A 9,391-nucleotide genomic window follows, 5' to 3' on the forward strand; every position below is an offset into this window, starting at 1 on the left:
GCCTTGTTCCGGGGGTTTCGAGGGGGGGTGGGTGTGCCGCGGGGCGCGCGGCCCCGCGGCGGTCGGGTCAGCGCGCGCCGATGATCATTCCGGCGGCGACGGTGTTGTTGGTGGCCTCGTCGATCAGGATGAAGCCGCCGGTGAGCCGGTTGCGGGCGTAGTCGTCCACGAACAGCGGCTGCGTGACGCGCAGCGAGACGCGGCCGATCTCGTTCAGGCCGAGGCTGTCGGCCTGCTCGTCGCGGTGCAGCGTGTTGACGTCCAGCCGGTAGTGCAGCGCCTTCACCATCGTCTTCGCGGTGCGGGTCGTGTGCTTGATGACCAGCTTGGAGCGCGGGGTGAGGGTGCGGTCGGGCGTCATCCAGCAGATCATCGCGTCGATGTCCTGCGCGACCTCGGGCCGGTTGTTCGGCCGCGCGATCATGTCGCCGCGGGAGATGTCGATGTCGTCGGCGAGCCGCAGCGTCACCGACATCGGCGCGAACGCCTGGTCGACCGGCCCCCTGGGGCCGTCGATGTGGGTGATCGTCGTGGTCAGCCCGGACGGCAGGTGCACGACCTCGTCGCCCGGCTTCAGCACGCCGCCCGCGACCTGCCCCGCGTAGCCGCGGTAGTCGTGCAGCTCGGGGTCGGTCGAGGCGTGCGGCCGCACCACGTACTGGACCGGGAACCGCACGTCGATCAGGTTCCGGTCGGACGCGATGTGCACGTGCTCCAGGTGGTGCAGCAGCGACGAGCCCTCGTACCAGGGCATGTTCACGCTGCGCTCGACGACGTTGTCGCCGTGCAGCGCGGAGATGGGGATGAACGTCAGGTCGGTCACGTCCAGCTTGGACGCGAACGCGGTGAACTCGTCCACGATCCGCTCGTAGACGGCCCGGTCGTAGTCGACCAGGTCCATCTTGTTGATCGCCACGACCACGTGCGGGACCTGCAGGAGGGTCGTGAGGAACGCGTGCCGGCGCGACTGCTCCAGGATGCCCTTGCGGGCGTCCACCAGGATGATCGCGAGGTCGGCGGTCGAGGCGCCCGTCACCATGTTCCGGGTGTACTGGATGTGCCCCGGCGTGTCCGCGATGATGAACTTGCGGCGCGGCGTCGCGAAGTACCGGTAGGCGACGTCGATCGTGATGCCCTGCTCCCGCTCGGCGCGCAGGCCGTCGGTCAGCAGCGCGAGGTTCGTGTACTCCTCGCCGCGCTCGGTGCTCGTGCGCTCCACCGACTCCAGCTGGTCCTCGAAGATCGACTTGGAGTCGAACAGCAGCCGGCCGATCAGGGTCGACTTGCCGTCGTCCACGCTGCCGGCGGTGGCGAACCGCAGCAGGTCCATGGGCTTGCCCGTCGGCCCCGCCTGCGCGGGCTCGTTCCCGGCCATCAGAAGTAGCCCTCCTTCTTGCGGTCCTCCATCGCGGCCTCACTCGTCCGGTCGTCGGCGCGGGTCTGGCCGCGCTCGGTGATCCGGGTCGCCGCGATCTCCTCGATCACCTGCTCCAGCGACGCCGCCGACGACTTCACCGCGCCCGTGCAGGACGCGTCGCCGACCGTCCGGTACCGGACCGTCGCCTCGAACTCCGGCTCGTCGTCGCCGCGGTTCGCGAAGCCCGTCTCGGCGTCCAGCAGCAGCCCGTCGCGCTCGAACACGCGGCGGGTGTGCGCGAAGTAGATCGAGGGGAGCGCGATCTCCTCCCGCCGGACGTAGTCCCAGATGTCGAGTTCCGTCCAGTTGGAGAGCGGGAACACCCGGACGTGCTCGCCCTGCTCGATCCGCGTGTTGAACAGGTTCCACAGCTCCGGGCGCTGGTTCTTCGGATCCCACTGCCCAAACTCGTCGCGGAACGACACGACGCGCTCCTTGGCGCGGGCCTTCTCCTCGTCCCGCCGCGCCCCGCCGAACGCCGCGTCGAACCGGTGCTCCTCGATCGCGTCCAGCAGCGGCACGATCTGCAGCCGGTTCCGGGACGCGCGGCGGCCCTTCTGCTCGGCCACCCGGCCGCTGTCGATCGCGTCCTGCACCGACGCCACCACCAGCCGGATCCCCAGCTCGCCGACCCGCCGGTCGCGGAACTCGATCACCTCGGGGAAGTTGTGCCCGGTGTCGACGTGCATCACCGGGAACGGGATCGGCGCCGGCCAGAACGCCTTCTCGGCCAGGCGCAGCATCACCAGGCTGTCCTTGCCGCCCGAGAACAGCAGCACCGGCCGTTCGAACTCGGCCGCCACCTCCCGGAAGATGTGGATCGACTCGGCTTCAAGGACGTCCAACTGCGACAGCAGATAATCGGAACGCTGCATGGTCTGGGGCTCTCTCCACGCTGAACTGGCAGATGCAACCGGTGACGCCTAAGGGATCAACCCGCGGGGGCGCCGTCCACTTCCGCTATGCCGGTCAGCAGCATCGACGCCGACACGGGATGGCACACAAGGATATCCGGGAGACGCGGGTCCTCCCGGTTGTACTTCAGCGGCGACCCGTCGACCCGGGACGCGTGCGCCCCCGCGCCGAGCGCCACCGCCGCGGGCGCCGCGTTGTCCCACTCGTACTGGCCGCCCGCGTGCACGTACGCGTCGACCTCGCCGAGCAGCACCGCGGAGATCTTCGCCCCCGCCGAACCGATCGGCACCAACTCCACGTCCACGTCGAGCCTCTCGGCCAGCTGCCGGACGAACTCCGGCGGACGCGTGCGGCTCACCGCGACGCGGAGCTTGCCCGCGTCCGGCGCCGGGACGTGCAGCGGCACCTCGCGCGGCTGCGCGGCGCCCAGGCCGGCCGGGTCGGGGTCACCCGCCTCCGTCCGGACGAGCGAGGCGCCGCCCGTCGCGTCCGTGCGGAGCGTCAGGCCCTGCGCCGGCAGCGCCACCGCCCCGGCCGCGAGCCGGCCGCCGTTCCCGTCGCGCACCCACAGCGCCACGTGGACGGCCCAGTCGCGGCGGCCCTCCTCGGAGAACTCGCGGGTGCCGTCCAGGGGGTCGACGATCCACACCCGGCCGGCGGTGAGCCGCTCGGCGGTCGCGGTGTTGCGGGTCGGCGCGCGGTCGTCGCCCTCCGCCCGCTTGCCCGCCACCGAGGAGCGCCCCTCCTCGGACAGGACGGCGTCGCCGGGACAGCGCTCGGCCAGCGCCGCCATGAGGTACTCGTGCGCCCGCAGGTCGCCCGTGTCCTTCAGGACCCGCGCGTCCGCGAACCCCACCTCGTCCCGCACGCCCAGCAGCAGCCGGCCCGCCGCGCCGGCGAGCTCCGCCGCCAGCGCGTGGTCGTCCACATCCGTCATCCGCTGATCACATTCCCGACTCGAATGGTCTGTTCGGTCTACTTTCTCATGCATACCCGAGTCGGCCCGGTGCCCGGGTCCCGCTCAGTAGGCCCCGGAGCCCCGGAACACCGCGGACCACGTCTTCCACATGATCTGCAGGTCCATCGCGAGCGTCCAGTTGTCCACGTAGCGCAGGTCGAGCCGGACCGACTCCTCCCACGACAGGTCCGAGCGGCCGCTCACCTGCCACAGGCCCGTCAGCCCCGGCTTCACCACCAGCCGCCGGTACACGTCGCCGCCGTACTGGGCGACCTCCTCCGGCAGCGGCGGGCGCGGGCCCACCAGCGACATCTCGCCGCGCGCCACGTTGAACAGCTGCGGCAGCTCGTCCAGCGAGTAGCGGCGCAGCCAGCGCCCCACCCGGGTGATCCGCGGGTCCTCCCGGATCTTGAACAGCACGCCGTCGTTCTCGTTCTGCTGCAGCAGCTCGACCTTGCGGGCCTCGGCGTCCTGCACCATCGTGCGGAACTTCAGCACGGTGAACTCCCGGCCGCCGCGCCCCACCCGGGTCTGCCGGAACATCACCGGGCCCGCGCTCGTCACCTTGATCAGGAACGCGACGATCAGCATCAGCGGGCTCAGCGCCAGCAGCCCGCCGAGCGCCGCCGCGCGGTCGAACAGCCCCTTGAAGACCTTGCGTCCGCCGTCCAGCTCCGGGTGCTCCACGTGCAGCAGCGGCAGCCCCGACACCGGGCGGATCGAGATCCGCGGGCCGGTCACGTCCATCAGCGCGGGCGCCACCACCAGCTCGATGTCGTCGCGCTCGATCTGCCACGCCAGCCGGCGCAGCGCCACCCCGTCCATCTCCGGGCAGGCCAGCACCGCCACCGAGTCCGCGCCGATCCGCTCGGCGACCGCCGCCGCCTGCGCGAAGTCGCCCAGCACCGGGACGTCCTCGACCTCGGCGACCGCGTCGTCGCCCGCCGCCAGCGCCGGCGGCAGGCACACCGCCACAATGTCCATGCCGTGGTACCGCTTCTTGCGCAGCAGCTTGATCAGGTCGGCCACCGACGTCCGGTGCCCCACCGCGACCACGCGCCGCATGCACTGCCCGTTCCAGCGCTTCTTGTGCAGCCACTTGCGCAGCCGGTACCGCGCGAGCAGCGCCAGGAACGTGCCGAGCGGCAGCGCCATCACCACGTAACCGCGCGCGACCTCCGTCTTCGTCGCGTACGCCAGGATCGCCACCGTCGCCGTCAGGATGAACCCGGCGCGGATGACCCGGTGGAACTCCTCGTACCCGACGCCGATGTACTTGGGCTGGTAGGCCCGGCACAGCATCAGCGTCGGCAGCCACACGACGGGGAGGATGACGGTCAGCGCGACGTACGGCGCGTTCAACTCGGTCGGGACCCCCGGAAAGCGCAGCACGAACGCGATCACGCCGGCCATCAGCATGCTGAGGACGTCGAGCCACTTCGCGACCCGGCGGTACGACCCGCTCCAGTTCTGCGGCGGTACGCGCCCCTGCACATGGCGGATCGATGACTCGGTCTGAACCTTGTCAACGACGGCCATACACCACTCACCAATCCCCTGTACCACGCGCCCCGTCAGCGCGTTTCACACCGAAGACGGTTGTACGTCGCCTGAGGTTCACATGTATCTCGAACCTCGTTCGAGCAGCATCTTACGGGCGCTTTGCCGTGGTCACGGCCGGAACGCGCGCACCGGCCCGGGAACGTCCGCAAACTTGGGCGTTTCCGGACAAAGTAGTGTGGCCGGGACGTGCTCACCGGTCGGCCGGCAGGCAGGCGCGCGGCCGGATCCGGCCACTCTCAGCCGGCGTGGAAGACGTTCTGCGCCGCGGCGAGGCCGTCCGCCATCAGCGCCTCCACCGCGTCCGCCGCCCGGTCCAGCTCAAGAGCCAGATCCCTGCGCTCGGCCCCGGAGAAGTCCTTCAGGACGAACGCCGCAGCGTCCATCCGCCCCGGCGGCCGGCCCACCCCGAACCGCACCCGCAGATACTCCCTGGTCCCCAGCGACTTCGTGAGCGACCGCAGACCGTTGTGGCCGTTGTCACCGCCGCCCTGCTTCAACCGCACCGCACCGAACGGGATGTCCAGCTCGTCATGGACGACGATCAGCCGCTCCACCGGGACCTTGAAGAAGTCCCGCAGCCCCTTCACCGGCCCGCCCGACTCGTTCATGAACGACCGCGGCTTCGCCAGGACGGCCCGCGACCCAGCCAGCCGCCCCTCCAGCACGTCCGCCCGCGCCCGGTGCGACTTGAACCGGCCACCGGCCCGCGCCGCCAGCTCGTCCAGCACCATGAACCCGGCGTTGTGCCGGTTCCCCGCATACGACGGCCCCGGATTGCCCAGCCCCACCACGAGCCAGAGATCCGCGCTCACCCGAACTCCTCACAAACGAACACGGCCCCCGCCGGTGCGCACACCCGCGGGGGCCATGAAAGAAAGCACGGCCGCTTTCGCGTCACTCCGCCGCGGCGGGCTCGCCCTCGCCCTCGGCGGCCGGCTCCTCGCCCTCCGCCGCCACGGGCTCCTCCGGCTCCGTCGCCGCCGTCGCGTCGAGGATCTGCAGGATCAGGATGTCCTCGTCGGCAACCAGCGTCGTCCCCGACGGGAGCTTCAGGTCCTTCGCCAGCACCTGCGAGTCGACCTCCAGGCCGGAGATGTCCAGGTCGACGGACTGCGGAATGTGGGTCGCCTCCGCCTCGATGGAGATCTCCACCACCGTCTGCGCCACCTGGCCGCCCGCGACCACGTCGCCGACCACGTTCACCGGCAGGTCCACGACGACCTTCTCGCCGCGCTTCACCAGCAGCAGGTCGACGTGCTCCAGGAACCCCTTGATCGGGTCGCGCTGGACGTCCTTCGGCAGCGCCAGCTCCGTCCCGTTGCCGAGGCCCTCGATGGTCAGCAGCACGTTCGGGGTCTTGAGCGCCAGCATCAGGTCGTGGCCCGGCAGCGAGATGTGCTGCGGGTCGGTGCCGTGACCGTAGAGGACGGCGGGCACCTTGCCGGCCCGGCGGGTGCGCCGCGCGGCACCCTTACCGAACTCGGTGCGCGGCTCGGCGGCAATGCGTACCTCGGACACGGCGAAAACTCCTCGTTGTTGCGATCCACGGCCGTCCGGCACTGGACGTCCGCTACGGACAGAGCGAATCAGGCGATGCTCGACGCGTCAGGCGCCTCGAAGATTCTTTGCGTTCCCCCGGGGAGTGCGGCTCCTGTACCGGCACCGCACTGAACGACCCGAGGCATGCGCGATTCAAAGAGTCTAGCCGATCGGCACCGTGCCCTAAGCCAGAGCCCTGCGTTCCCATCGGACTAGCTGTGCCCGCCGAAGAGGCTCGTCACCGACCCGTCGCTGAACACCTCGTTGATCGCGCGGGCGACCAGCGGCGCGATCGACAGGACGGTCAGCTTGTCGAACTGCTTGTCCTCCGGGATCGGCAGCGTGTTCGTCAGCACCACCTCGGAGATCCGCGAGTTCTTCAGCCGGTCCACCGCCGGGCCCGACAGCACGCCGTGCGTCGCCGCCACCACGACCCGCGCCGCGCCCTGCTCGAACAGCGCGTCCGCCGCCTTCACGATCGTCCCGCCGGTGTCGATCATGTCGTCGACCACCACGCAGGTGCGGCCCCTGACCTCGCCGACGACGTCGAAGACCTTCACCTCGTTCGCCACGTCCGGGTCGCGCTTCTTGTGGATGATCGCCATCGGCACGCCGCCCAGCCGGTCCGACCACCGCTCGGTCACCCGCACCCGGCCCGCGTCCGGCGCCACCACCGTCACCTGCGAGGTGTCCAGCCGGCTCTCGAAGTGCCTGGCCAGCAGGTCCAGCGCGAACAGGTGGTCCACCGGGCCGTCGAAGAAGCCCTGGATCTGCGAGGTGTGCAGATCCACCGCCATCAGCCGGTCCGCGCCCGCCGTCTTGAACAGGTCCGCCATCAGCCGCGCCGAGATCGGCTCCCGGCCGCGGTGCTTCTTGTCCTGCCGCGCGTACCCGAAGAACGGCGCCACCACCGTGATCCGCTTGGCCGACGCGCGCTTCAGCGCGTCCACCATGATCAGCTGCTCCATGATCCACTGATTGATGGGAGCCGTGTGGCTCTGGATCACGAAGGCGTCGGAGCCGCGGACCGACTCCAGGAACCGTACGAACGTCTCACCGTTGGCGAAGTCGTACGCGGACGTCGGAGTCAGCTCGATGTGGAGGTTGTCGGCGACTTCCTTGGCCAGGTCCTGGTGGGCTCGGCCGGTGAAGAGCATCAGCTTCTTCTGACCGCTCGCTTTGATCCCACTCACCTCTGACAACTCCCCCTCAATGGAACTGTTCCTCTACATGTGGGTTGTTGTCCCCACTCCCCGCGCAGGCATGAGTCCGCCGCACGGGTTGCTCTGTTGTCCGGAAGACGCCGCTGTCCTCCACGTCCCCGCCCGCGGCGGGAGTCCGCACCGGGCGCCGCGCTAGGGCGCGCCCTCCGCGTCCTTCGCGCGCCGGGCCGCCTCCGCCGCCGGGGTCCCCGGCCGCCTGCGCTCCACCCAGCCCTCGACGTTGCGCTGCCGCGCCCGCGCCACCGCCATCGCCCCCGGCGGGACGTCCTGGATGATCACCGACCCGGCCGCGGTGTAGGCGCCGTCGCCCACCGTCACCGGAGCGACGATCATGTTGTCGCTGCCGACCTTCACATGCGACCCGATGACGCTGCGGTGCTTCTCCACACCGTCGTAGTTCACGAACACCGAACTGGCGCCGATGTTGGACCCCGCGCCGATCTCGGCGTCCCCCACATAGGTCAGGTGCGGCACCTTCGAGCCCTCGCCGATGTCGGCGTTCTTCGTCTCGACGTACGTCCCGACCTTGGCGTTCCGCGCCAGCCGGGTCCCCGGCCGCAGATACGCATAAGGCCCCACCGAAGCCTCGGGCCCGATCTCCGCCTCCACGCACACGGCATTGATCACGGACGCGCCCTCACCGACCCGCGTATCGGTCAGCGTGCACCCGGGCCCGACCCGCGAGCCCTCCCCCAGATGAGTCGTCCCGTGCAGCTGCGTCCCGGGATGGACCTCGGCATCCTGCTCAGCGGTCACACCGACATCAATCCACGTGGACGCTGGGTCGACGATCGTGACCCCGGCCCGCATGTGCGCCTCAAGGATCCGGTCGTTCAGCTGCCTGCGCGCCTGCGCGAGCTGGACCTTGTCGTTGACGCCCTGGGTCTCCACCCAGTCGGCGACCAGGAACGCGCCAGCCCGGTGACCGTCCCCGCGCAGGATCGCGACCACATCGGTGAGGTACTCCTCCCCACCCGCGTTGTCGGTGGTCACCCGCTTCAGGGCGTCCGCCAGCAGCGCCCCGTCGAAGGCGTACATGCCGACGTTGATCTCGTTGATCGCCCGCTGCGCCTCGGTCGCGTCCTTGTGCTCGACGATCGCCTCGACGCTGCCGTCCGCCGCCCGGACCATCCGCCCGTACCCGGTCGCGTCCGGCATCTCGGTCGTCAGCACCGTCGCGGCATTGCCCTCATCCTCATGCGCCTGCACCAGCGCCCCGAGCGTCTCGCCCCGCAGCAAAGGATGATCGCCGTTCGTCACGACCACGGTCCCGTCCAGCGCACCGGTCTGCTCCAGCGCCATCCGCACCGCGTGCCCGGTACCGCCCTGGTACTCCTGCACCACGGCCTCGGCGTCGGCCGCGTGCTCCGCCAGGTGCTCGATGACCTGCTCGCGCCGGTGCCCGACGACGACGACAAGGCGCTCCGGCTCCAGCCGCCGCGCGGCGGCGAGCACATGCCCGAGCATGCTGCGCCCGCACAACTCGTGCAGGACCTTCGACTTACGGGACTTCATCCGGGTGCCCTCGCCCGCGGCGAGAACGATGACGGCGGCCGGTCGGCTCGCAGCACTCACAAGGAGGCTCCTCGGCATCGCGGACGGGATCGGTCGCGGACGCGCCCACCTGCGAGATCACACCCCACCAGGCCGGAACGCACCCGACACGGGCAGGATACCGCCCACCCCCTGTCTCTTATACCCCTCTGACGCCGCCGACGAAGAGGACAGTGCAGACCTCGACCGGCGCGGACGCATCCAACAAACAAAATCAACACA

The 9,391-nt window shown here is 70.3% G+C and carries 8 protein-coding genes; all 8 read right to left on the minus strand.

The genetic code is table 11. The features are described from left to right. Positions 1–67: 67 nt before the first annotated feature. The 8 genes from HUX53_RS19935 to glmU all read right to left on the minus strand — a co-directional run bounded on the left by HUX53_RS19935 (position 68) and on the right by glmU (position 9,190). On the minus strand, positions 68–1,330 hold the full coding sequence (locus tag HUX53_RS19935) for a sulfate adenylyltransferase subunit 1 (protein ID WP_176404739.1): 1,263 nt from the start codon (positions 1,328–1,330) through the stop codon (positions 68–70). A gap of 44 nt (positions 1,331–1,374) precedes the next feature. Continuing rightward, positions 1,375–2,292: a sulfate adenylyltransferase subunit CysD gene (cysD, locus tag HUX53_RS19940; protein ID WP_176404732.1), complete on the minus strand. Its 918-nt coding sequence runs from the start codon at positions 2,290–2,292 to the stop codon at positions 1,375–1,377. Between the two features lie 56 nt (positions 2,293–2,348). Continuing rightward, complete coding sequence (locus tag HUX53_RS19945; RefSeq protein ID WP_176404733.1) at positions 2,349–3,269, minus strand: inositol monophosphatase family protein; 921 nt, start codon at positions 3,267–3,269, stop codon at positions 2,349–2,351. An 84-nt stretch (positions 3,270–3,353) separates the two neighbouring features. Then, complete coding sequence (locus tag HUX53_RS19950; protein ID WP_176404734.1) at positions 3,354–4,829, minus strand: sugar transferase; 1,476 nt, start codon at positions 4,827–4,829, stop codon at positions 3,354–3,356. A 260-nt stretch (positions 4,830–5,089) separates the two neighbouring features. Next, entirely contained in the window at positions 5,090–5,665 is a 576-nt protein-coding gene (gene pth, locus HUX53_RS19955; protein ID WP_176404735.1) for an aminoacyl-tRNA hydrolase, read from the minus strand. A gap of 82 nt (positions 5,666–5,747) precedes the next feature. After that, complete coding sequence (locus HUX53_RS19960) at positions 5,748–6,371, minus strand: 50S ribosomal protein L25/general stress protein Ctc (RefSeq protein ID WP_176404736.1); 624 nt, start codon at positions 6,369–6,371, stop codon at positions 5,748–5,750. 233 nt (positions 6,372–6,604) lie between these two features. Continuing rightward, entirely contained in the window at positions 6,605–7,585 is a 981-nt protein-coding gene (locus HUX53_RS19965; RefSeq protein ID WP_176404737.1) for a ribose-phosphate diphosphokinase, read from the minus strand. A gap of 162 nt (positions 7,586–7,747) precedes the next feature. Next, positions 7,748–9,190, minus strand: a complete 1,443-nt coding sequence (gene glmU / locus HUX53_RS19970) for a bifunctional UDP-N-acetylglucosamine diphosphorylase/glucosamine-1-phosphate N-acetyltransferase GlmU (RefSeq protein ID WP_309237328.1) — start codon at positions 9,188–9,190, stop codon at positions 7,748–7,750. Positions 9,191–9,391: the final 201 nt, after the last annotated feature.

Source organism: Actinomadura sp. BRA 177, from assembly GCF_013372625.1.
In the GTDB taxonomy this organism is placed as follows: domain Bacteria; phylum Actinomycetota; class Actinomycetes; order Streptosporangiales; family Streptosporangiaceae; genus Spirillospora.

Coding starts and splice junctions, on each gene's coding strand:
- HUX53_RS19935 (WP_176404739.1), bottom strand. CDS start 1,330: ATGGACCTGCTGCGGTTCGCCACCGCCGGCAGCGTGGACGACGGCAAG.
- cysD (WP_176404732.1), bottom strand. CDS start 2,292: ATGCAGCGTTCCGATTATCTGCTGTCGCAGTTGGACGTCCTTGAAGCC.
- HUX53_RS19945 (WP_176404733.1), bottom strand. CDS start 3,269: ATGACGGATGTGGACGACCACGCGCTGGCGGCGGAGCTCGCCGGCGCG.
- HUX53_RS19950 (WP_176404734.1), bottom strand. CDS start 4,829: ATGGCCGTCGTTGACAAGGTTCAGACCGAGTCATCGATCCGCCATGTG.